Here is a 22,392-nt window from a genome sequence, read left to right as displayed (position 1 = left end):
TACCCAAGCGAGCAATATTATGGTAAAATAGCAGCCATGAAGATTTTAGTGTTAAACGGGCCCAATTTAAACCTTCTGGGCAGCCGGGAGCCAGAAATCTACGGCCGTACCACCCTTGACGAGATCCAGGCCGGGTTAAAAGAGCAGGCTGACGGCGCCGGGGTGGAGGTTGAGTTTTTCCAGTCCAACCATGAAGGTGCCCTCATTGACCGCCTTCATGAAGCCCGGGGGCGGGTAGACGCCGTGGTCATCAATCCCGGCGCCCTGGGGCATTACAGCATCGCTCTCAGGGATGCCCTGGCGGTCCTGGATTGCCCGGTGGTAGAAGTCCACCTCTCCAACATATACCGCCGTGAAGAATTTCGCCGCCATACGGTGACGGCAGCAGCGGTTACCGGCCAGATCAGCGGTTTCGGGCCTTTAAGTTACCATTTGGGGCTTAAGGCTGCCATCGAACTGGTACGCTCGCGGCGTCAATGTAAACCCGGAAAATGAAGGATGGCTTTTATTTGAAAAACAGATTAGACAACCTGCGCCTCCTGATGGCGTCTAGAGGTATTACCGCCCTGTGGGTGCGCCAGGACGAAAACCGGCGTTACCTGAGCGGTTTTACCGGGGACAGCGGCCAGCTACTTATAACGACAACGTCGCAGTATATTTTAACCGACGGCCGGTTTACCGAACAGGCCCGGTTGGAAGCGCCGGGCTTTGAAGTGGTAGACCTGGGCAACAGGCCCCGGGAACAGCTGGCCGGCGCCCTGTTTGCCGCCGGCGTAACGGAATTGTACTTTGAAGCCGAACACTTGAGCTATGCTGCCTATGAAGAATTTTTAAAGCAGGCCAGGGACTGGCCGCGCCCGGTCGATCTGAAGCCGGTTAAGGGCCTTGTAGAACAGCTGCGGCAGGTCAAAGATGAGGGTGAAATCCGGCTGCTGCAAAAGGCCATTGACCTGGCCGATGCCGGTTTTCATCACCTGCTCCGAATCCTACGTCCAGGAATCAGGGAGAGGGACATAGCCCTGGAGCTGGAATATTTCCTGGGTAAACAGGGTTCGAGCGGGCCTTCCTTTACTACCATAATTGCCGGAGGGCCGCGCGCGGCCCTGCCCCACGGGGTAGCATCCGGCCGGGTATTGCAGCCGGGCGATCTGGTGGTTATGGATTTCGGCGCCGTTTATGAAGGCTACCACTCCGATCTTACCCGTACGGTAGCCCTGGCGCCGGTGGACCCGGAATGGCGACGAATTTATAATATAGTCCTGGAAGCCCGGGAGAAGGCCATCGCCGCCATCCGTCCCGGTTTGACGGGCCGCGAGGCGGATGCGGTAGCCAGGGAGCATATTGCCGCTGCCGGGTACGGGCCTTATTTCAGCCATGGCCTGGGTCACGGTGTGGGACTGGCAGTTCATGAAGACCCCGTCCTTTCCAGCCGGGGCGAGGTGAAGCTGGCTGCGGGTATGGTGGTTACGGTAGAGCCGGGAATTTACCTGCCCGGGCGAGGCGGTATCCGTATTGAGGATATCGTCCTGGTAGAGGAGGGCGGCGCCAGGGTCTTATCCCGTGCTCCCCGGGAATTTATAGAGCTGTAGATGTACCGGAGCAATTACTCCCTGGCATGCTGGAGAGACGAAACCAGGTATAGGAGGTATTCCCCTTGATATCGACCAATGATTTCCGTACCGGTCTTACCATTGAGGTTGACGGTGAAGTTTACCAGGTGATTGAATTCATGCATGTCAAACCGGGCAAGGGTTCGGCCTTCGTCCGTACCAAGCTGAAAAACAGGCGTACGGGAGCGGTAGTAGAGCGGACTTTCCGGGCCGGGGAAAAGGTCAACCGCGCCCATATCGAGCGGCGGGAGATGCAGTATTTATATAATGACGGCGAAAATTACTATTTTATGGATATGGAAACTTACGAGCAGTTATCCCTGCGCAAGGACCAGCTTGATGAGGCGGTAAAGTATTTAAAGGACAATATGAGCATATATATCCTCCTTTACCAGGGAGAAACCATCGGCATCGAGCTGCCGAACTTTGTAGAGCTGAAAGTAGTAGAAACCGAGCCGGGCATTAAAGGCGATACAGCCACCGGCGGTTCCAAGAACGCCGTCCTGGAAACCGGGGCTGTAATCCAGGTTCCTCTCTTCATCGAGGTGGGGGATGTCGTCCGCATTGATACCCGTACCGGTGCCTATATTGAACGGGCCTAGTTTAAGTCCGGCCGGAGCCGGTAATAATAAAAGGTGGAAAGGGAAAGGAGTGGCGTAAATGAGTGACGTCCGCAAGAAGGTGGCCTACCTGAAGGGTTTAGTGGACGGCATGGATTTGAACCCCGAAAACAAGGAAACCCGCCTCCTTAAAGAAATAGTTGAAGTGCTGGAGCAAATGGCCGAAGCCCTCCATGAACTGCATGAAGACTACGAAGAACTGGAAGAGTACCTGGAAAGTATTGATGAGGACCTTTATGACCTGGAAGATGAGGTCTATGACGACGATGACGAAGAAGACGAAGACGATGACGAGTATGATGACGAGGAAGATGAAGACGATGAGGACGAAGGCGATTATATTGAAGTAGAGTGTCCGAAATGTCACGAGATAGTCTGCTTTGATGCCGATGTCCTGGATGACGAGGACGTTGTAGAAGTAACCTGTCCCAACTGTGAGACGGTCGTCTTTATCAATGACGAAGGAGACGGCGGCACCACGGCAAAAAGTAAGGAAGAAAAGAAAAACTCTCCTGATACCGACGATATTTAAATTCCCGGACCAATCGGACCCCGCAAACGGGGTCTTATTTTTTTGCCCGTAATTTTCCCTTGCATAAAATTGCCAGGACCATAATAAGCATAATGGCAGGAGGAGAAAGATGGGCAGCGTGCTGTTGGTAAAGGGAAACGGGAAACTGTCTTTAGGACAGGCCGGCAAAGACGGGGTAAAGGGGCTCGCCGCCTTGCTGGCCTTCCTGCCGGCGACCGTCGCCGCTTCCCTTGGGGCCCTGCCGGCAGGGGTGCAGGCGGCCATGGAAGAAATCCGCATGCGGCGGGAACGGCCCCTGCAGGTACGATGGGGTGCCGGGGAAGGCTGGGTGCAGCCGGGCGGTACCCTGACGGCTGTAGCCGACAGGGCTTATATCGTCAGTGAAAGTGATATCAGCCAGACCATCCAGGCCCTCACCAGCAGTTCCCTGTACGCCCTGGAAGAAGAACTGCGCTCCGGGTATATAACCGTGCGGGGAGGCCACCGGGTAGGCCTGGTGGGAGAAGCAGTGGTGCGCCAGGGAGAGGTGCAGACTCTGAAGAATTTTGCCGGTCTTAATTTGCGCCTGGCCAGGAGTATCCCCGGTTGTGCCCGGGAGTTAATACCGTACCTCCTGGAAAAGGGGCGTCCTCTCAATACCCTAATTCTTTCCCCGCCCCGTTGCGGCAAGACTACTTTACTGCGCGATATTATTCGCCTTTTCAGCACCGGGATAGAGGAACTAGATTTTACCGGTGTCAACGTCGGCGTGGTGGACGAGCGTTCCGAAATTGCCGGTTGCTGGCTGGGTGTTCCCCAGTTGGATGTAGGGCCCCGGACGGATGTCCTGGATCGTTGCCCCAAGGCCGCCGGGATGTTGATGCTCCTGCGATCCATGGGGCCGGAAGTGATAGCCACCGATGAGATAGGCCGCCAGGAGGAACTGGTGGCTTTGCAGGATATATTAAATGCCGGCGTGGCTACAGTGGCCAGCGTCCATGCCCGCAGCCTGGATGAGTTAAAACACCGGCCGGGTTGGCGCCCCCTCCTGGAGCGCGGTTTCTGGCAGCGCCTGGTCATCATGGGACGCACCCTGGGACCGGGTACCGTAGAACTACTTACCAGCGGGGACGGCCGGGTCTTGCGCCGCGGTCCCTGGCGAAGGGAGGTAGAGGCATGTTAAAAATGGTGGGAGGCGGGTTGATAATCCTGACCTGCGGGTTTATGGGCCTGGAAAAGGCCCGGCGTTTTAGCTGCCGGATTGAGCAATTGCGCCTTCTGAATGCCGGCCTGAAGATGCTGGAAACGGAAATAATCTACGGGGCCACTCCTTTGCCCCTTGCTTTTTCCAGGATTGGAGGCCAGCTGGGCGGCCCGGTGGCTTCCTTTTTCCAGGCCATCGCCAGATCGCTGCAAGAAAATGCTGCCGCCGGTGCCCTGGCTGCCTGGCACGCAGGCCTGGAAGAACTGGAACGCATAGGCTCCCTGCAAGCGGGGGACCTGGAAGCACTCCGGTCCCTGGGTCCTTTGCTAGGTAACTCCGGTGCCGGCGACCAGGTTAAAAACCTGGAACTGACCCGCCGGCTCCTGGAGCAGCAGCAATTGGCGGCTCAAGAGGAGAATAATCGCCAGGGCAAAATGTGGCGTACCCTGGGTTTCCTCCTGGGGATAACCCTGGTGCTGCTGTTATATTAAAGCAACCGGAGGGTGAAGGAGATGCTGGGCGTTGACGTGAGCCTGATTTTTCGACTGGCGACCCTGGCTATTATTATCACTATTTTTTACACCTTTCTCAAACAGGCCGGGCGGGATGAATATGCCTATATGACTTTGCTGGCCGGCCTGGCTATCGCTTTACTGTGGGTCATTCCCTTGATCATGGATCTTTTCAGGGCTGTAAGGTCTGTCTTCCAGCTGTATTAAAAGGAGTGGCCCCAGTATGGAAATTTTCCAGATTGTCGGCCTGGCCCTGACGGCCACCCTGGTAATTGTCATGGTGCGCCGGGTCCAGGGTGCCGATACAGCCCTCTTTATCAGCCTGGTGGCAGGAGCAATAATTTTTCTCCTCCTCCTGGACCGTATCGGCACGGTGGTCAAGATCCTGGCCGACATCTCGACAAGGGCCGGCATCAACCAGTTTTACCTGGATACCATTTTAAAGATCATCGGCATCGCCTATGTGGCCGAATTCGGCAGCCAGGTTTGCCGTGACGCCGGCGAAAACGCCATTGCCGGCAAAGTGGAACTGGCCGCCAAGGTGCTGATTATGGTCCTGGCCATTCCCATTATAGTGGCGATCCTGGAAAGCATTATCCGCCTCTTGCAGTAAGGCGGGAAAGAATTATAGCAGGACAGCAAGGTTGTGATGTCATGGGTTCAGCGATGCGGGCGAGGAAATTACTGGTAATTATATTTAACACTATTTTTTTCGGTTTGTGTGCCTGGTTTATAGCTCCCGCAGCCCTGGCTTATTACCCGCCCCCGGCTTCAGGAGCAGAACCGGCGGCTGCCATGAACCTGGACGAGCAACTGGAGCGCCAGCTGTCCAGGCTTGACCTGGAAGGGATTGATGCTTTTCTAAACCAGCTGGACAGGGAAGCAGGCCGGTACCTGCCCTCCCTGGGATTTCAAGATATGCTGGCCAATCTGCGCCAGGGCAGGTTACCCCTGGATCCGCTGGAAGCCGGTAAAGGGTTGCTGCAGTACCTCTTCCATGAACTGCTGGCCAGCGGCGCCCTCCTGGGGCAGCTGTTAATCCTTGCCGTGGCCTGTGCCGTGCTGCAGAATTTACAGGCAGCCTTCAGCGAGGGAAGCATCGGCACTTTAGCCCGGGGCGTGGCGTTCCTGGCCCTGGTTACCCTGGCCCTTACTTCTTTTACCCTGGCCGTCCGCACCGGCGGGGAAGCCGTAGACCGGATGGTGACTTTTTTCCAATCCCTGCTACCGGCCCTGATCACCCTGCTGGCGGCAACCGGGGGGATTACCGCTTCTACCTTGCTGCAACCAGTCCTGATATACACCGTTACCATTACCGGAACCCTCATGCACAACGTTCTTTTTCCCCTTTTGTATTTAACGGCCTGCCTCACGGTAGTAGGACGTATCGCCGATCGCTTCCAGGTGTCAAAGCTGGCCGGGCTCCTTAAACAGGCCGCCATGGTCGCCCTGGGGCTGATGATGACCGTTTTCACCGGCGTTTTGTCAATTTACGGCATTGCCGGTTCGGTTGCCGACGGGGTGGGCCTGCGGGTAATTGAGTTTGCTACCGATAATTTTTTACCTGTGGTAGGCGGGATGTTATCTGATGCCGTGAAAACTATTGCCGGTACAACCCTGCTTTTAAAAAGTGCCGTCAGCCTGGCGGGAGTAATTATTATTTTTTTCCTGGCCGCCTTTCCGATGTTAAAGATTCTTTCCCTGGTAGTGGTTTACAAGGTGGCAGCTGCAGTAGTCCAGCCCTTCGGTGAAGAGCAGCTGGCCGAAGCCCTGGACGGTATCGGCGGCGCTTTAACCCTGGTTTTTGCCTGCGTGGCAGTAACGGGATTGATTTTTTTCCTGGCAATTGCCGTTATTGTTGTCCTGGGTAACATCACGGTAGCCTTGAGGGGGTAACCGGAATTGCTGGCCAAAATAGGTGAAATTGTCCGCCAGGTAGCATTAATCGCCTTGCTGGCGGCCTTCCTGGAAATGCTCCTGCCGGATAAAAAAATTACCCGTTACGTCCGGCTAGTTTTAGGGCTCTTTGTGGTAGTCGCTATTTTGACGCCCCTGGCGGAAGGACTGCGTTTCGGGCCGGAACTTGAGTTAGCCGCCTGGGACCTGCGCCTGGATCCTGCGGCCGCCACCCCCGTACAGCAGGGCCGGGATCTGGCCCGGGCCAATGAAGAAGCAGCCCTGGAAATTTACCGCGAACGCCTGGCCGGGCAGATCAGGGCCCTGGTTACCCTGGTACCTGGTGTAAAGCAGGCCGAAGTACTGGTTGATTTGTCCGGCGATAAGGAACGGCCGGGGGCCATTCGCCGGGTGGTAGTCACGGCCACCCTGGAAAGCGAGGAACCGGTAAAAGGAAGCCCGGATGCATCACCAGTACCTCCCGGCAACCTGCCTGGCACTCAAGGGGCCGTAACACCTGAAACTCAATTTCCTGGAAGGCCGGAACAGATTACGGAACAAGAGAAAGGACAACCGGCAATTGCACCCCAAATTACCCCTGCTGAAGTCGAGGAGATACAATCCCGTATTGTCACTATGATCACCCACTTTTATGGACTGGCATCTGAACAGGTAGATGTACGGATATTGGAGGTTAGAGGGGGGAGGTCGGAAGTGGGAGAGGAGATTAGATAAGACATTGCCTTTCACCTTTTACGTTAAAATATACATTCTACCTCTCACCTCTCATATCTCAGTTCTCGTACCTTTACGTATGGAGGTGTTGCCCGTTGGATAAAAAAATGCGGCCGGAATGGCGTTTTCTCCCACAGAAACCGCCCTGGTACCTCTGGTTGGCCGTCGGTGCTCTTGTCTTGGGGACCGTCTTTATCAGCATTGGCAATCTTAACAGCTCTACCCAGCGCTATGGGACGCAAATTACAGGGCAGGCCGCGAATCAACCGGTGCAGGACCGGCAGCAGACGGAACTAATGGCCACAGCCAGGGAGATGGAAATCCAGTTGCAGGGAATATTAGAGCAAATTGCAGGTACCGGCAGGGTGGCCGTGCGGGTATCTTTAAAGACGAGTCCCTTAAAAGAGTATGCCACCAATACCCGGACCAGCATGCACAGCGTAGAAGAAAAAGATCAAAGCGGCGTGGCCAGGGTAACTACTGACAGCAGTGAAGATGCGCAGCTGGTCATGGCCAGGAACGGCCAGCTGAATGGCGGGGAAGCGCCGGTAGTGGCCCGCGAAACCCAGCCGGAGGTCCTGGGGGTTTTAGTGGTAACCGATGGTGCCAATGATCCCCAGGTGCGGGCGCGATTAATTCAGGCAGTACAAACCCTCCTGGGCTTGGCCCCCCACCAGGTGCAGGTACTGCCTATGGAAGCCGGGGAAAACAGTAATTGACTGGGGATGTATTATTAATATCATTTCACCAAAAATGGGGAGGGTGAAAGAGATGATTAAGATAGGTGAGAAAGGGCGGGTGATCATTGCCCTGGTGCTGACCTTTGGCGTCCTGGCCTACCTGATCCAGGGGGATCAGGAAGGAATTAAACAGGCTGGTGTAGATATCCCCCTGGAGCGTCCGGTCCAGTCAGCCGGACAAATTGATACCGGCGGGGCTACTAAGGTAGCAGCACCGGCCGGTGACCGGGAAGCCGTTGCCGGCCCCGGGGCAGAGGATATCCTTAATGAGGCAAGTTCAAAGGCTGATGGCGGTTCTGCTTTCTTCATCGAATACCGCCTTGAAAGAGATCGCCAGCGCAGCCAGCAGATCGCCCTGCTCAAGCAGATTATCGACAATCCCAACGCCGGTGGCGAGGGCAAGCAGGAAGCCCAGAAGCGTCTGGTGGAACTTACCCAGCAAATGGACCTGGAGATGCAGCTGGAAAAACTAATAGTTGCCAAAGGTTATAAGGATGCGGCGGTTTTCATCCAGCCCAATGCCGTGAACGTCATTGTCATGGCCGACAACTTCGGCGACGATGACGCCAACAAGATCGGCGACCTGGTCACCCGCTCTACCGGCCGGCCCAGGGAGCAGGTGAGTATGATACATAAGAAGTAGTCATGTAAAAATATGCAGCTCCTTTAGGGGCGCTTTTTAAACCGGCCAATGAACACAACCATTGCAGTGCTTCCTCTCCCTCATTCACCTTTTAGATACTGATATACTTTGGATATGCCATGTTGAACTCAAAGCCAATTGGGCGGCTAGTATATATGGCGGCCGTTTCCGTTAATCGGGTTTAAATTTTAGTTAAGAGATTTTACAAAGACCTTCCCCTTCCAAAGAGGAAGGTCTTTTTAGTGCGGCCGATATGGTTTTAACCAGGTAGTGAAAGTCTTTTGCAAGCGTGACAGCACGGGGAATCTTCGTTAATCTGCGAATGCGAGCAGATTGCGGAACATCGCTTGGGAAAAGAAAGCACGGAACTTACCACGCTAATTCTTGGGATATAATATTCTCGGGATATAATAAAGAGGACACGGCTGGTGATGAAAAATTTTTATCATTAGCAGGAATTATTGATGGAATGTCGAATACTTTAATACGGAAAGTATACCAAAGGAATACAAAAAGAACGTCAAGGGATTTATTGCGTGGGGCTATAAGAAGACAAAATACGGAAGGAATTAAGATTTTTAATGAGGTGAATAAACATGAAGATCTGTTTTAATGAAGCAACCACAATGAAAAAATCAACCTTAGAGCTTGACCTGGAATTATGTAGTAAATACGGGTATGATTTTATTGAAATACGAATAGATAAGCTTAATGATTACCTGCAAAAGCATTCAATCAATGAGCTTGTTACATTCTTTAATAATAATAAAATTAAACCGTATGCTTTTAATGCCCTGGAGTTTATAACTTTTAGAGATACAAATGCATATAAAAAACTCAAAGATGATTTACAATTTATTTGTGAAGTAGGAACACGAATTGACTGCAAAAAAATTGTTGTAGTTCCTTCTTTTGGAGTTGGCTATACAAAAACACAGATCAAAGAAGAAACTGCTAGGGTTTTGAATGATCTAGCTGTTATAGCTGAAAAATATGATGTTAATTTGGCATTTGAATTTGTTGGATACCCAGATTGTACTGTAAATACATTTGCACAGGCTTATGATATTATAAAAACAGTTAATAGAACCAATGTAGGAATGGTTTTAGACTGCTTCCACTTTTATTCCATGAATTCTAAGATTGAAGATCTTAAAAGCGCAGATCCCAATAAGATTTTTATTTTCCATATTGATGATGCCGAAGATCTCCCTGTGGGGGCCTTGAGAGATAACAATAGATTGTTGCCTGGAGAAGGTGTTATTAATCTAGATAAAATCTTACAGACATTAAAAGAGATAGGATACCAAAAAATGGCATCAATTGAATTATTTAGACCTGAATACTGGGATTGGGAACCAGAAAAGATAATAAAAATAGCAAAAGAAAAAACTGAAGCCATAATAAAAAAGTATTTTTCTCTTTAGGATTGAAATCACAGTGAGCAGGATTCCAAGAAAAAATGTCGAATATGATAATACAACAAGTATACCAGATGAATCCAGTAAAGTCAGGGTGATATAATTTTATGGAGAGCTTAAGGGGCGTAGATGTTATCCAGCCTGTAATGGGACAAAAAGTTTATGAAGAAATAAAAGAAGCAATCATAAACAATACCATTAAACCAGGAGTAATGCTGCAGGAAAGAGTAATTGCTGAAAAGTTGGGCGTTAGCCGCACCCCGGTGCGTGAGGCTTTAAGAAGATTGAATTCTGAGGGTTTAATTGAATTAATACCTGGGAAAGGGGCGATGGTAACCAAAATTACCATTGAAGATATTCGTGAAATCATGCAGGTCCGCGAACCTTTAGAATGCCTGGCGGTTAAGCTGGCTGCAGAGAGAATTCAGCCTCTGGATATAAAATATCTCGAGGAAATGATTGCAACATGGGAAGAGGAAATTAATTCTGGACACCAAATCAACTTTCAAAGTTTAAGCAAGAAGGATATAGCCTTCCATGAATATATAGTAGAAATTGCCGGCAACAAGCGCCTGGCCTATATTTTAAACCTCTTGAGAGATCAAATCAGGCGAATTACCTTCTTAACACAAGATAACAAGACTAGAATTGAAATATCTTTACCTCAGCATATAAAAATCCTTCAAGCCTTAAAACAAAGGGATCCGGTAGCTGGTGAAGAAAGCATGCGCCAGCATATGCAAAGCATAAAAGAATATTACTTTGATTGGTTTGGGTTTAAGGAAAACCTATTATCTAAGTAAAATCACTAGCGTTGCATAAAAACCTTTAACCCATTGCAAGGTAATATGTGGTAGTTGATTAAATGTAATATAACAACAATAATGGTGTATACAACCATAGTCTTTTCCCTTTCCCCGCTCAAAGGACTTAGGGTATCAGGGGTAGTCCTTATCCACATATTACCAGTATCAAATATGCTAGAGAACTAAAGGGTCATAAGTTACGTCGTGAAGATAGCCTGCTTCGCCCGCCAAAACCCGCCTTACGGTTTCCTGGTAGATTCTTTCGTAATCTACCCTTCGTCGACCCCGGGTGCTATGTTGAGGCTTACGATGCAGGGCTTGGACGAAAAATGTAAAGGGTTCGTAGAGGCAGGTATGGATTAAACGTTTAATGGTTAGCAGTGGTCCCCGGTAACCGGCTTTTAACTGGAGCATGACCATCAAACAGTAGGTTATTAGTGCTATAAAGAGCTGGTTTTCTACAGCTCTGGCGCTTAAGCCGTAAAGTGTTTTACCTGGAGGTGTTGCTTGATCCATTTGAAGAAGAGTTTTATCTGCCAGCGTTACGGTAAATCTCGCTTAATTCTTCCGCCTTTAGTTGAAAATCATTGGTGACAATCACTACCGGTTGCCCTTGGGTATCTTTGGTCGTTATTAGCCTTAAGGGATGCTCCATTTTGGTAACGCCGTCTTTGCCCAGGTAAACGATCTGATCCTTTTTAACCTTGCTATCAGGGTTTACCGGCAAGTCGGCGACCACTGTCACCAGGGCATTGCCCTTTAAGCGGCTGGCAAAGCGGATGCCTTCTTCACAGTACCTGTCAAACTTCTTGTAGTCGACGTAGCACGGTCAAAGACGTTTAAGGCATCTTTTGCCTCGACTATGAGGGCATCCATCTGGGTTTTATCGGCCGGCCGGGCTGGGGTGATGACTGCTTTATCCGGCAGAACTTCTTCTTCAAAAAACCTTAAGCGCAGGTGGAGTTTTATCCCGCCTTTAGTCTTTCGGAACTCGGCCCAGCGATACTGGCTCAAACAGAGGCTGATGGTAGTGGAATCAATAAGGTAAATACGGCCTACGGCATTTCTTAAGTTTTCAAAGCCAATCTCTTGGCCCACTTTAGTGGTGAGATAACTGAATAACAGCCGGATGAATTCTGGGGATAAATCCCTTAATCGGCGAGATATCTGGGAAAAGCTAATGCTGTCCAGGTTGAGGGCCCGGCTGAATTGCGGGTCATTGAAACTGTTGCTGATATCCCGTAGCCCTTTAAGTTGTTCCAGCTGGGCGAAAGCTATTATTTCAACGAGTTGAAGGGAATTTAGCTTCTTAGCGTACTTATCGACCCCCATACCGGCGGTTAATTGCCAAAAATAGTCGTTAGAAAGCAGAACAAACAGTTGATGAAATGAGGATAATGTGGTATCCTTGCCTTGCATTTTGGCCTCCTTATGTTAGAGGTTGGGGCAAGGACTACCCTTAATCTCTAGTATAAGGAGTTTTTTCTTGCAAGGCCAGGTTATTTTAGGAATTTGGCTGATTTTAGGGCGCAATCGCTCTTGACATGTTTATAATTTTTTTATGCAACGCTAGTGAAGTAAAATAATACTGTAATTGGCTTCCGGATACCGTTTTGATGGAAAAATTTTTATACCAAATAGGCGGATTTCTTCTCCTTTTCACCCCTGTAAAAACAGGCAACCACAGGGAAGGGTCATGTTGGAGTTGTAAATAGTTATACATTTCTGCCTTACTTTATGGCTATATAGTACTTTTTACAGGGAAATAGTTAAATAAAACAATTCTATCAACCAAACAAAAACAGAGGTTATATTACAATAATTTAATTCAAAAAGATAAAAATGACAGAAGTAAAGTACTTAAATAGTCGGAATTAAGTCTATAACCCAGAGGTGATGCTATGAATATTCCTGTAATGATTTAAGGTAAACGTTATCTAGCGGACCCCATTCTAATTATGCTATCAAAAATTAAAAAGTTATGAAGGGATGATGTACAAGGGTTATAAAGAGCCACTTTTTATTAAAATTGGAAGAGCAGAATGCTATAAATAAAAATCTTAATGAAGGGGGAATCTTTAATGTTGAATTTTAGAAGGAAAGTATTGTCTTTAGGGATCATTTTAATGCTGGCGATTACGGCAATGCTTACGGGATGCGGCAATTCACAAGAGCGGTCGGCAAATACTGCTCCAGCTGCCAATCAAGAGCAGACAAAACCAGCTTCCAAAAAATTGGTGGTCTATGCAGCATTGAATGAGGATGATATTGTTCAGATCCAAAAGAAGTTTAAAGAGGATAAAGGGATTGACATTGAATTCCTCCGCTTCGGGGCAGGAGAAGCAAGCGCAAGGTTGCTTGCTGAAAAAGCCTCACCGAAAGCAGACATATTCGTGGGGGGATCCGTGGAATTCCATGATCCGTTAGCAAAAGAAGGAATACTTGAAAAGTATACCTCACCGAACGCTAAAGATATAGACAAGGTATTCTCTGACCCCAACGGATACTGGCAGGGATGGTATATGGGGGTCCTCGGGATAGTCATCAACAACGATAGGTTCAAGAAGGAATTGGAACCTAAAGGGGTCAGCATGCCAAAAACATGGGATGACTTGCTAAATCCTGCTTATAAAGGCTTATTCGTGACATCTAATCCTGCTACTGCAGGCGGTGCCTATATATTTGTATCAAACCAGCTTTTCAGGTTAGGGGAGGAAAAGGGTTGGGAATATCTTAAGAAGCTGCATGCCAACGTACATCACTATACCCCTGGTGCAGTTGATCCTATAAGCCTTGTGGCGACAGGCGAATTTGTCGCCGGTATGTCATGGGCACATGATATCCTTAAAACAGCAAAGCAGGGATATCCTATTAGCGTCATCATTCCTGAGCAGACAGCTTTTGAAATCGGCGGCGTTTCTATCATAAAGGGAGGACCCAATACCGAAAATGCTAAAGTGTTTGTAGACTGGCTGCTGACGAAACCGGTCGGTGAAATGAACACTAAACTCTCCAACAGGTATTCCGTCCGTAAAGATGTGGCCCCGCCCGAGGGAATGCCCAAACTGGAAGAATTAAAGCTCGTCCAGTATGACAGAGAAGCTGCAATGAAGAACAAAGCGGAGGTAATAAAGAAATTCAGTGAAATGATCGGGCAAAAATAATTTTAGATAAAAACTACTGTTATGTGGGCAGAAGGAAAAAGGTTTTCTGTCATAATGGCACCGGGAGACATCAGGTAGCGCCTCCCGGTGCCAATACCTGAAGGGAAGTGATAGTTTGACGACAGCTATAAGAGAGGCGATCTCAGATTTTAAAAGGGTAAAGAATGAACCATTACTGATGCTCACCATCCTATGCATCGTCCTTGCAACGTTTACCTTTGTCCTGTGGCCACTAATCAAGGTAGTTACTTTTCCCACGATAGACGATTATATGAATTTCTTTAGGGTCCAAAGGTGGTATTACGCGGGGCTACACAGCTTATACATGACTTTTATCTCAACTATCTCATGTACCATTATCGCTTTTATCTTTGCTTATACCATAGTGAGGTTAGATGTTCCCTTTAAAAGATTGTTCCGATTTATCACGGTTCTCCCGATTGTCTCTCCACCTTTTATTATTGCCCTATCGTATATACTCCTATTCGGTGGACAGGGGATTATCACGAAGCATCTCCTTAATATCAAAGTAGATATATATGGATGGCAAGGGTTATGGCTTGTACAAACTATCACCTTTTTTCCATACGCTTATGCGGTGATTTATGGGGTACTGAGGGCTATTTCAACCAACCTCGAGTATGCCGCGTTCAATCTCGGAGCATCGCCATGGCAGGTTTTTAGGGATGTGATATTCCCACTTTGTAGGCCCGGGGTGGCAGGGGGAGCTTTGGTGGTGGCAATTAACGTACTTGCCGATTTCGGGAACCCGCTCCTGATAGCCGGGAATTTCTACACGCTCCCCACAGAAGCATATATGCAGATTGCCGGCTGGTATAACCTGCCGACTGCATCGGTGCTGGCAACAGCGCTCTTGTTACCCGCAGTAACTATATTTTTTCTCCAGAGATACTGGGTGGGCCGGCGATCATATGTCACTATAACAGGAAAAGAGATCGATTTGGCTTTTTCCAAAACGCCTTCATTGGTGAAATGGTTACTGTTCTCCGTATGCCTGGCGGTAACGACTGTAGTTATTTTGGTATATGGTGTCTTGGTAATCGGCGCGTTCAGCCAGGCATGGGGCTATAACTGGGCGCTGACCCTGAAGAATTTCAGATATATGTTGGCGCGGTTCGTGGAGATCTATAACAGTTTGAAATTTGCATTTTTATCATCTCTACTGGCAGCATCATTTTCGATGGTTTTAGCTTATATCGTACAGAAAAAACAGATTGGAATAAACAGGTTTTTAGATTTCTTAGGCATCCTGCCTGGAGCCATACCGGGATTATTTTTAGGAATAGGCTTTATTATGGCTTTTAATGAAAAACCTCTCGCTTTAACAGGTACTGGGCTTATCATAGTGCTTGGGCTTGCTTTTTGGAACATCCCTACGTGTTATAGCTCATCGTTGGCAGGCTTACAGCAGATAGGAAACTCAGTTGAGGAAGCTGCTCTAAACCTTGGGGCGAATAATTTCAGGAGTTTTAAAGACATTATTTTGCCATTGCTGCAGGTACCTTTTTTATCAGGTTTCGCTGTGTCATTTTTAAGGGCGATTACGAATTTAAGCGTGGTTATTTTTTTGGTATCACCCAGGACAGTAGTGGGTACCATATCAATCCTTGGCCTGGTTCAGAATGGTGTATGGGGAAGTGCTGCAGCTTTTACTGTGACGCTTATAACCATTGCTTTTGTAGTTCTAGGAATTGCACAGCTTATTATGAAAAAAACCGGGAAATCTCTTGATATATAGAAAGGGGTATAATGAGTTTGAATCCAAACGATGCAATCATTAGAATTCAAAACGTTACAAAGTGGTTTGGCTCGATTAAAGCAGTAGACAATGTTTCTTTGAATGTGCCCCGTGGCAGCTTCACCACGCTTCTAGGCCCCAGTGGATGCGGTAAGACAACGTTAATGCGGCTAATTGCAGGCTTTTACGAGGCGGATGGCGGAGATATTTATATTGATTGCAAAAGGGTTAATGGTGTTCCCCCGTATAAAAGAAATACTCCGTTAGTATTTCAGGAATATGCCTTATTCCCGCATATGACGATTTTTGAAAACATATCTTACGGATTAAAACTTAAGGGTTTGTCTAAGACAGAAATAAAGGAAAAGGTTGATGAAATGCTTCAAATGTTCAGCCTGCAAGGTATGGAAAACAGGTTTCCGCGGCAATTGAGCGGTGGCCAGCAGCAACGGGTTGCCCTTGCAAGGGCTTTGGTCATGGGCCAATCCATACTTCTTCTTGATGAACCGCTTAGCAATTTGGATGCAAAGTTAAGGGTGGAAGTTAGGGGCGAGTTGAGGGAGTTGCAGCAAAGGTTAGGGATTACTACAGTTTACGTAACACATGACCAGGATGAAGCATTGTCTATGTCTGATGTCATTGCGGTGATGGATAACGGTATAATCAGGCAAATTGGCTCGCCTTGGGAAATATATTTTAAGCCTAGAAATAAATTTGTTGCCAATTTCGTTGGTACGGTAAATTTTATTCAAGCGAAGATAAAAGAAATAGCAGGCAGCAACATCATTGCAAGTTATGCAGGCGGAGAAATAAGTATTCGACGAGAAGGCTATTCCGTAAGTCCGGGCCAAAGGGTTATCCTCGCCGTAAGGCCTGAGTGTATTAGCATCAGTGAGAATAATGATGGTGTTAGCGGAGCAAACCAGCTCTTCGGCGAGATAAAGAAAAGCAGTTTTTTGGGCCATATGATTCGTTATTGGGTGAAATGCCGGGAGCAAGAGTTTATTGTTGATGATTTCAACCCCAGTCGTCACGGTTGCATGAGTGGAAAGGTAAATATCAGTTTTGACGGTAATAAGGTGCACATTTTGGAAGGAGAAGGGTAGTAAATGATTGAAAAATCCCAGGTAAATATGGGGAAAAAAAGTAATCTGATACCCAATCCCGGGAGCTGCAGGATGAAAATCGATTTTATTAACGTCGGGTACGGAGACTCAATATATATAGAGATCTGGGAAAATAATTCACGCTATAATATGCTGATCGATGGAGGAAGCTCATATGAATTTGAATATAATAAATATCCAACCCGGATCAGGACTGCGGAATTCCTAAAACAAAAGGGAATTGCGGAGATAGATCTGTTGGTTATTACACATTTTCATGAAGACCACGTTGGTGGATTATTAGATGTGGTAAAAACATGTGGTATCAAAAAAATGTGGTGCAATTGTGCACTAAAAGATGAATTTCTGGGGAAACGACTGGAGCAGGGGAATAGCTACAGCCAGGACGCCTATAATATGGTAACCGCCCTCAATATTTATAATGAGATATATCAAACACTTCAAGCGAGAAAAGTGCCAATAGAAATAATACGTTACCCGCTTGACATTATACATTTCACAAAACATACAAGCGTTGAGATTTTAGGTCCTCCAGGAACCGCCTCACAAAAATTGCACGACTACGTTGAAAAAGTTTATCAAACTATGGAAGGAGAAGCAGCGGAAGAGATTCTCTTGGATATCCATAAGTTTATTAACAATACAAGCATTGTATTAAAACTAGAATTTGGCGCAAATAAGATACTACTCCCAGGTGATGTATATGCCGATTTCTGGGAGGAATTACTCAAGAGGGATGTATCACTTCATTCACATATATTCAAATTCCCCCATCATGGACACGAAGATGCTATTTCAGACCGGCTGATAGAGAAGGTGACACCCAGATGTGTAATTGTCCCGGTGTCCAATGACAGGGTAGACAATTGCCCGGCAGCTTCTGCCATGGATATGATTAAAAGTATTTGTTCCTTATCCGGCATTGATGTGGAAATACACTTTACAGATATCGTTTGTTTACCACCATTCTCACATGGAGAAAAAAATAGCAGTTCGATTAGCTTATTACTGGATTATAATCAAGAATATATGGGTACGAGGGAAAGTTGACTACATTAAGCTGCAGCCGCAGCCCAAAATATGATAAAGAGGAAATAAGAGGAGATGATGGGTTATGAAAGCATTAAAAGGTAATGCAATTGTTGGTCAATCGGGAGGACCCACAGCCGTCATAAACAGTAGCCTCTATGGAGTGATTCAGGAAGCGAAAAAGCATAGCGCAATACGAAACCTTTATGGAGCTATTTATGGCATCGAAGGTGTTCTTAAAGAAGAACTGGTAGACCTTTCAGCAGAAGATAGAGAGACTATTGAGGGGTTAAAGAAAACCCCAGGTGCGGCATTGGGAGGATGCCGTTACATGATCAAATCTGATGATCCTAAAGATAGAGATATCAAAAGGGTATTTGAGGTATTTAGGAAATATGGTATTCGTTACTTTTTTTATAATGGTGGCAATGACTCCATGGACACGGCACTCAAGATATATAATGCTGCAAGAAAGATAGGGTATGATCTGCACGTAATAGGTATACCTAAGACCATAGACAATGACTTAGAAGGAACTGACCACTGTCCAGGATATGGGAGTTGTGCCAAGTATATTATCACCTGCGTGATGGAGGCTGGTATACATACAGAAAGCATGTACACTTCTGAGCCTGTTACTATACTCGTAACGGTGGGAAGGAATGCTGGGTGGATTGCGGCAGCTAGTACACTGGCCAGAAAGAGAGAAGGGGACGCACCCCATATCATTTGTTTTCCAGAAATTCCTTTTGAAAAGGAAAAATTTCTTGCAGATGTAGAGAGGGAATACAAGAAATATGGCGGAGTATTCATTGTGACAGGTGAAGGATTACGTGATAAGGAAGGCAATTATATCCATGCTGCTACGGGTGATATGAACATTGATGCATTTGGACACCCTGTACTAGGCGGTATAGCAGAAACGTTAAAACAACTCATAGAAGAGAATCTGAAACTAAAAACAAGGTGGATAAAGCCAGATATATGCCAGCAAGCAGCTATGCACATGGCAGCAAAGACGGATGTCATGGAGGCTGAAATGGTAGGCAGAGCTGCGGTAAGGTTCGCGGTAGAGGGGAAAAGCGGGTTTATGGTTACACTTGTGAGGGAACCGGGAACAACCTATAAATGCACCCCTGGAATTATTGAACTTGATAGGGTTGCTAATGTAGACCGGTATGTACCGAAGGAATTCATATCTGAAGATGGCATTTGGACTACTCCGGCATTTGTTGACTATTGCATGCCGCTTATTCAAGGGGATGTATCCATTCCTATGAAGGATGGTTTGCCGAATTATTCCAGATTAAAAAAAATAATAGTCAAAGAACGGTAATTCTATATTTAGGTTGAAGAATATTCCCTTTCCAAGTGAATTATAAAAAATAGCCGGGTAGTAAATTTACCTCCAGAGGTATTGTCTATGTTCATTTGCAGGGAGTTCTTGAACTAGAATTAAAAATAAATTTTTTAAAACGTAGAAGGAATTCTATATACCATGGCGAATATTTTATTATACAAAAGGTATACCAATAGAATACATATAGCACTCTATTTGAATTTCCATAATGAGGCTTTCGTTAAATTTAAATAATATAGGTGTTAGCATTGGAACAGTGGATAAATGATATCTTCCATCTTACGGGTCTTGACCCTCAATTATGGCCACAATTACGACAGAACTATGGTATAGAAAGTGAAAAGGATTTTAGAAGCTTGATTAAAAAAGGCATATGGCAATATATTCCGAAAGGAGGTGGTAAATCCGGCCAAGGTCAAATAAAACGATTGCTCCGCTTGATAGAACCTATTGACGGTTTCCTGGCCTTCCATGCAGCGAGTTTTTATGCCGAACAATTGATTTTTCAATTAAAAGACCTTCCTCAAATATTAAATATTGAAGTAACAGGTAGTTTGGGTAAGGGTGAAGTATGGCATAGCGATATTGACCTTTTGATATCCTGTGACGAGAAAGTTGAAAATATTATCAATGTCATTACCCATCTACCGCAAATTTCGGGGATTATACGGAGAGAACCGGGGCGCGCCATATTTTTACATTACCGGAATTTCCCGATAGATATTCATTTTTGCCCTCCAGGACCAGAACAATTAAGAAAACCACTAGTGCTGCCATGGGATTTATACAGCCTTAAAGGTGACCTCCATACTCATACAGATTGGAGCGAAGGAGTACATTCTCTTGAGGAAATGGCCTTGGCAGCCAAGGAAATAGGGTATGAATATCTAGCAATTTGCGATCACTCATGGATACATGCTTCTGCAGGAGGGTTAAGTCCCAAGCGTCTTAAGGAACAGATCGAGGCTATACGGAAACTTAACGATAGATTACCGGGAATTACTCTCTTGGCTGGTTCCGAGGTGGATATTACAGAAAGCGGCGGTTTGGCCTATGAAGAAAATTTATTAAAAGAGCTTGATATAGTAATTGCTTCCGTGCATTACCTTTATGGGCAAAATTGCCATGAATTAACTGAGAGAATAATAAAAGCCTTAGAGACGGGCATGGTTGATGTTCTTGCTCATCCCACCCATCAAACTGTATTCAGCAATACCAATAACTTGCATTTAGATATGGAACGCGTCTTTAAAGCAGCGTCATCAGTAGGAACTGTAATGGAGATTAATAGTTTTCCAGATCGCAATGACCTCTCGGCAGATCTGGTTATAAGAGCAAAAAGATATGGCCTAAAAATGGCAATTAATACTGATGCTCACGCCAGGGAACAGTTAATTTTCAGCAGAACAGGGCGTGCAATTGCTTTAAAGGCTCAACTGGAAGAGGGGGATATAATTAACACCCTGTCTCTTGCCGACCTCCAAGATTTTCTAAAAAACCGCGGAAAAATGGTGTAAAAATATATAAACTAGGTAATTTGTAAGGGAGGGCGAGGATGTTATTTGCTGCGATTACCAATTTAACAGGAGGTCTGGCATTATTCCTTTTCGGAATGCATTTAATCAGCAATGGTTTGCAGAAGGCGGCGGGCAGACAGGTACAGACTTTTCTCGGCAAAGTTACCCAAAACCGTTTTTACGGGATGCTGGCAGGGTTAGTAGCTACTATTTTTCTACAAACCAGTGCTGTTACTACCGTCTTATTAGTCGGGTTTGTTAGTGCTGGTCTTATGAGTTTGGGTCAAGCACTAGGAGTTATTCTGGGCGCAGCCATAGGTTCTACCTTGACCCCTCAACTCATGGCCTTTCATCTTAGCGATTATGCTCTATGGGCGGTAGCGGCAGGTCTTGTATTGTATCTTTTTGCAGGACGCCTACGCTGGCGCCATTTAGGAGAAGCCGTTTTAGGATTTGGCCTAATATTTTACGGAGCAGCAGTTATGGGTGATGCTGCCATACCTTTGCGCTCACTAGCAGGTTATATTAATCTTTTAGATCGCCTTGCCTCTCATCCCTTGCTGATGACCATGGTGGCCACCCTTTTTACAGCTTTCGTTCAGGTCAGTGCGGCTACGGTGGTTCTGGCAATGACCCTGGCGGCACAGGGTGCTTTAACCTTACAAGCATCACTGGCTATGGTTCTTGGAGCTAATTTGGGTACTACCGCTACTGCACTCATTTCCAGCCTGGCCCATTCGCGGGAAGCTAAAAGAGTAGCACTGGCCCATTTTTTGTTTAAACTTGGTGGGGTAATAATCTTTCTTTTGTTAATTAAACCTTATACCTGGTTAGCGCAAATAACCTCTAGGGACATAGTGCGCCAAATTGCTAATGGACATACCCTTTTCAATGTTATCAATATGATGTTTTTCCTGCCTTTTACTCCATGGGTGGGGCAACTTACAGTAAAAATATTACCTGAGGTGCAGGAAGAAGAAAAAGTAGCCAAATACCTGGATACTTCAGTTTTAAATGTACCGGAAGTCGCTTTAAATAATATTAATCGTGAACTTTTGCGCATGTCCCGGATTATCCAGCAAGAAATGTTCCCCAGGGTGATGCGGCCCCTTGCCGAACGAGAAGTTGATTTACTGGAGAAACTTAAGCGATTGGATAATGTTTTAGATTATCTTTACCGGGCAATAGTAAATTACCTGGCAAGAATTCCCGAAGATAATTTAGCTGAAGAAAAATTGCTACAAAAAATTAAATTGTTATATATTGCTAATGACCTGGAACATATAGGTGATGTTTTAGTTGAGATGGCACACCAGTGGCAAAAGATTGAAGCCAGTGGGATGGAATTTTCACCTGAAGGCCAGGTAGAACTACAGGAAATGTTTAAAAAAGTACAGGACAATTTTAATGCCGTTATTGAGGCTTTTGCCACCACTAATGAAGTTGCGGCCTACAAGATTATCCACAATCATCCTGAGATTTTACGTTTGGAGAAAGACTTACGATGTTCTCATTTCCAGCGCTTACAACAAGAAAATCGCTTAAGCCTCGAAACGAGTTCGATCCATATGGAGCTGATCAATCACTTTTTGCGCCTCAATATTCACTGTGTGAGTATTGCCCAGGCGGTGGTAGGGATTATTTAGAAGGGAGGTGATGTAAATATTCGGGTTGATATGATGCGGTCTTTTGAGGTGTAGCTTAAGGAGTCAATATTTCTAAAAATATTTTGGGAGGT

Annotated in this window: 21 protein-coding genes and 1 pseudogene; 21 read left to right on the top strand and 1 reads right to left on the bottom strand. The window is 46.5% G+C overall.

The annotated features are described in order from the left end of the window. Positions 1-36 precede the first annotated feature (36 nt). From aroQ to NWF31_RS04095, 14 genes are all read left to right on the top strand, one after another. Entirely contained in the window at positions 37-495 is a 459-nt protein-coding gene (gene aroQ, locus NWF31_RS04160) for a type II 3-dehydroquinate dehydratase (protein WP_258359248.1), read from the top strand. Between the two features lie 14 nt (positions 496-509). Further along, a complete protein-coding gene (locus tag NWF31_RS04155; RefSeq protein WP_258359247.1) occupies positions 510-1,589 on the top strand; it encodes a M24 family metallopeptidase in 1,080 nt (359 codons plus the stop codon). A gap of 65 nt (positions 1,590-1,654) precedes the next feature. After that, positions 1,655-2,212 (top strand): elongation factor P, encoded by a 558-nt coding sequence (gene efp, locus NWF31_RS04150; RefSeq protein WP_258359246.1) that lies wholly within the window; start codon positions 1,655-1,657, stop codon positions 2,210-2,212. Between the two features lie 58 nt (positions 2,213-2,270). Further along, positions 2,271-2,762, top strand: a complete 492-nt coding sequence (locus NWF31_RS04145) for a CD1247 N-terminal domain-containing protein (RefSeq protein WP_258359245.1) — start codon at positions 2,271-2,273, stop codon at positions 2,760-2,762. 109 nt (positions 2,763-2,871) lie between these two features. Further along, complete coding sequence (gene spoIIIAA, locus NWF31_RS04140; protein ID WP_258359244.1) at positions 2,872-3,924, top strand: stage III sporulation protein AA; 1,053 nt, start codon at positions 2,872-2,874, stop codon at positions 3,922-3,924. Then, a complete protein-coding gene (locus NWF31_RS04135) occupies positions 3,918-4,436 on the top strand; it encodes a hypothetical protein (protein ID WP_258359243.1) in 519 nt (172 codons plus the stop codon). The genes spoIIIAA and NWF31_RS04135 overlap by 7 nt, the downstream gene beginning before the upstream one ends. Before the next feature lie 21 nt (positions 4,437-4,457). Then, the gene (gene spoIIIAC, locus NWF31_RS04130) at positions 4,458-4,664 is read left to right on the top strand and encodes a stage III sporulation protein AC (protein WP_258359242.1); all 207 of its coding nucleotides are present in this window, start codon (positions 4,458-4,460) and stop codon (positions 4,662-4,664) included. A 16-nt stretch (positions 4,665-4,680) separates the two neighbouring features. Beyond that, complete coding sequence (gene spoIIIAD, locus NWF31_RS04125; RefSeq protein ID WP_258359241.1) at positions 4,681-5,070, top strand: stage III sporulation protein AD; 390 nt, start codon at positions 4,681-4,683, stop codon at positions 5,068-5,070. 41 nt (positions 5,071-5,111) lie between these two features. Next, positions 5,112-6,353: a stage III sporulation protein AE gene (gene spoIIIAE / locus NWF31_RS04120; protein ID WP_258359240.1), complete on the top strand. Its 1,242-nt coding sequence runs from the start codon at positions 5,112-5,114 to the stop codon at positions 6,351-6,353. Positions 6,354-6,359: 6 nt separating this feature from the next. Further along, positions 6,360-7,088, top strand: a complete 729-nt coding sequence (locus NWF31_RS04115; protein ID WP_258359239.1) for a stage III sporulation protein AF — start codon at positions 6,360-6,362, stop codon at positions 7,086-7,088. 95 nt (positions 7,089-7,183) lie between these two features. Then, positions 7,184-7,807 carry a hypothetical protein gene (locus NWF31_RS04110; RefSeq protein WP_258359238.1) on the top strand — a complete coding sequence of 208 codons (624 nt, stop codon included), beginning with the start codon at positions 7,184-7,186 and terminating at the stop codon, positions 7,805-7,807. A gap of 52 nt (positions 7,808-7,859) precedes the next feature. Beyond that, the gene (locus tag NWF31_RS04105; protein WP_258359237.1) at positions 7,860-8,471 is read left to right on the top strand and encodes a SpoIIIAH-like family protein; all 612 of its coding nucleotides are present in this window, start codon (positions 7,860-7,862) and stop codon (positions 8,469-8,471) included. A gap of 596 nt (positions 8,472-9,067) precedes the next feature. Continuing rightward, positions 9,068-9,898, top strand: coding sequence for a sugar phosphate isomerase/epimerase family protein (locus tag NWF31_RS04100; RefSeq protein WP_258359236.1), 831 nt, complete (start codon positions 9,068-9,070; stop codon positions 9,896-9,898). Between the two features lie 101 nt (positions 9,899-9,999). Next, positions 10,000-10,695: a GntR family transcriptional regulator gene (locus tag NWF31_RS04095; RefSeq protein WP_258359235.1), complete on the top strand. Its 696-nt coding sequence runs from the start codon at positions 10,000-10,002 to the stop codon at positions 10,693-10,695. Positions 10,696-10,872: 177 nt separating this feature from the next. Here NWF31_RS04095 and NWF31_RS04090 read toward each other — a convergent pair. Next, positions 10,873-12,117 (bottom strand): annotated as a pseudogene (locus tag NWF31_RS04090) (IS4 family transposase). Between the two features lie 662 nt (positions 12,118-12,779). Between NWF31_RS04090 and NWF31_RS04085 the strand changes: the two are divergent. The 7 genes from NWF31_RS04085 to NWF31_RS04055 all read left to right on the top strand — a co-directional run bounded on the left by NWF31_RS04085 (position 12,780) and on the right by NWF31_RS04055 (position 22,300). Then, positions 12,780-13,862, top strand: a complete 1,083-nt coding sequence (locus tag NWF31_RS04085; protein WP_258359234.1) for an ABC transporter substrate-binding protein — start codon at positions 12,780-12,782, stop codon at positions 13,860-13,862. 115 nt (positions 13,863-13,977) lie between these two features. Further along, the gene (locus NWF31_RS04080) at positions 13,978-15,621 is read left to right on the top strand and encodes an ABC transporter permease (protein ID WP_258359233.1); all 1,644 of its coding nucleotides are present in this window, start codon (positions 13,978-13,980) and stop codon (positions 15,619-15,621) included. Positions 15,622-15,638: 17 nt separating this feature from the next. Next, a complete protein-coding gene (locus NWF31_RS04075) occupies positions 15,639-16,727 on the top strand; it encodes an ABC transporter ATP-binding protein (RefSeq protein ID WP_258359232.1) in 1,089 nt (362 codons plus the stop codon). Between the two features lie 3 nt (positions 16,728-16,730). Next, positions 16,731-17,798: a ComEC/Rec2 family competence protein gene (locus NWF31_RS04070; protein ID WP_258359231.1), complete on the top strand. Its 1,068-nt coding sequence runs from the start codon at positions 16,731-16,733 to the stop codon at positions 17,796-17,798. Positions 17,799-17,862: 64 nt separating this feature from the next. Beyond that, positions 17,863-19,113, top strand: a complete 1,251-nt coding sequence (locus NWF31_RS04065) for a 6-phosphofructokinase (protein ID WP_258359230.1) — start codon at positions 17,863-17,865, stop codon at positions 19,111-19,113. A 272-nt stretch (positions 19,114-19,385) separates the two neighbouring features. Further along, positions 19,386-20,654, top strand: coding sequence for a PHP domain-containing protein (locus tag NWF31_RS04060; RefSeq protein ID WP_258359229.1), 1,269 nt, complete (start codon positions 19,386-19,388; stop codon positions 20,652-20,654). Positions 20,655-20,692: 38 nt separating this feature from the next. Next, entirely contained in the window at positions 20,693-22,300 is a 1,608-nt protein-coding gene (locus tag NWF31_RS04055) for a Na/Pi cotransporter family protein (RefSeq protein ID WP_258359228.1), read from the top strand. The last annotated feature ends 92 nt before the right edge of the window (positions 22,301-22,392 follow it).

The organism is Neomoorella sulfitireducens, assembly GCF_024733845.1.
In the GTDB taxonomy this organism is placed as follows: domain Bacteria; phylum Bacillota; class DSM-521; order Neomoorellales; family Neomoorellaceae; genus Neomoorella; species Neomoorella sulfitireducens.
Note: the sequence above shows the minus strand (reverse complement) of the source record. Positions and strands in the feature narration are given on the sequence as shown.

What these genes read in the sequence shown, in the direction of transcription:
- aroQ (WP_258359248.1), top strand. Translation starts at nt 37, where the DNA reads ATGAAGATTTTAGTGTTAAACGGGCCCAATTTAAACCTTCTGGGCAGC.
- NWF31_RS04145 (WP_258359245.1), top strand. Translation starts at nt 2,271, where the DNA reads ATGAGTGACGTCCGCAAGAAGGTGGCCTACCTGAAGGGTTTAGTGGAC.
- spoIIIAA (WP_258359244.1), top strand. Translation starts at nt 2,872, where the DNA reads ATGGGCAGCGTGCTGTTGGTAAAGGGAAACGGGAAACTGTCTTTAGGA.
- NWF31_RS04135 (WP_258359243.1), top strand. Translation starts at nt 3,918, where the DNA reads ATGTTAAAAATGGTGGGAGGCGGGTTGATAATCCTGACCTGCGGGTTT.
- spoIIIAC (WP_258359242.1), top strand. Translation starts at nt 4,458, where the DNA reads ATGCTGGGCGTTGACGTGAGCCTGATTTTTCGACTGGCGACCCTGGCT.
- spoIIIAD (WP_258359241.1), top strand. Translation starts at nt 4,681, where the DNA reads ATGGAAATTTTCCAGATTGTCGGCCTGGCCCTGACGGCCACCCTGGTA.
- spoIIIAE (WP_258359240.1), top strand. Translation starts at nt 5,112, where the DNA reads ATGGGTTCAGCGATGCGGGCGAGGAAATTACTGGTAATTATATTTAAC.
- NWF31_RS04105 (WP_258359237.1), top strand. Translation starts at nt 7,860, where the DNA reads ATGATTAAGATAGGTGAGAAAGGGCGGGTGATCATTGCCCTGGTGCTG.
- NWF31_RS04100 (WP_258359236.1), top strand. Translation starts at nt 9,068, where the DNA reads ATGAAGATCTGTTTTAATGAAGCAACCACAATGAAAAAATCAACCTTA.
- NWF31_RS04095 (WP_258359235.1), top strand. Translation starts at nt 10,000, where the DNA reads ATGGAGAGCTTAAGGGGCGTAGATGTTATCCAGCCTGTAATGGGACAA.
- NWF31_RS04085 (WP_258359234.1), top strand. Translation starts at nt 12,780, where the DNA reads ATGTTGAATTTTAGAAGGAAAGTATTGTCTTTAGGGATCATTTTAATG.
- NWF31_RS04070 (WP_258359231.1), top strand. Translation starts at nt 16,731, where the DNA reads ATGATTGAAAAATCCCAGGTAAATATGGGGAAAAAAAGTAATCTGATA.
- NWF31_RS04065 (WP_258359230.1), top strand. Translation starts at nt 17,863, where the DNA reads ATGAAAGCATTAAAAGGTAATGCAATTGTTGGTCAATCGGGAGGACCC.
- NWF31_RS04055 (WP_258359228.1), top strand. Translation starts at nt 20,693, where the DNA reads ATGTTATTTGCTGCGATTACCAATTTAACAGGAGGTCTGGCATTATTC.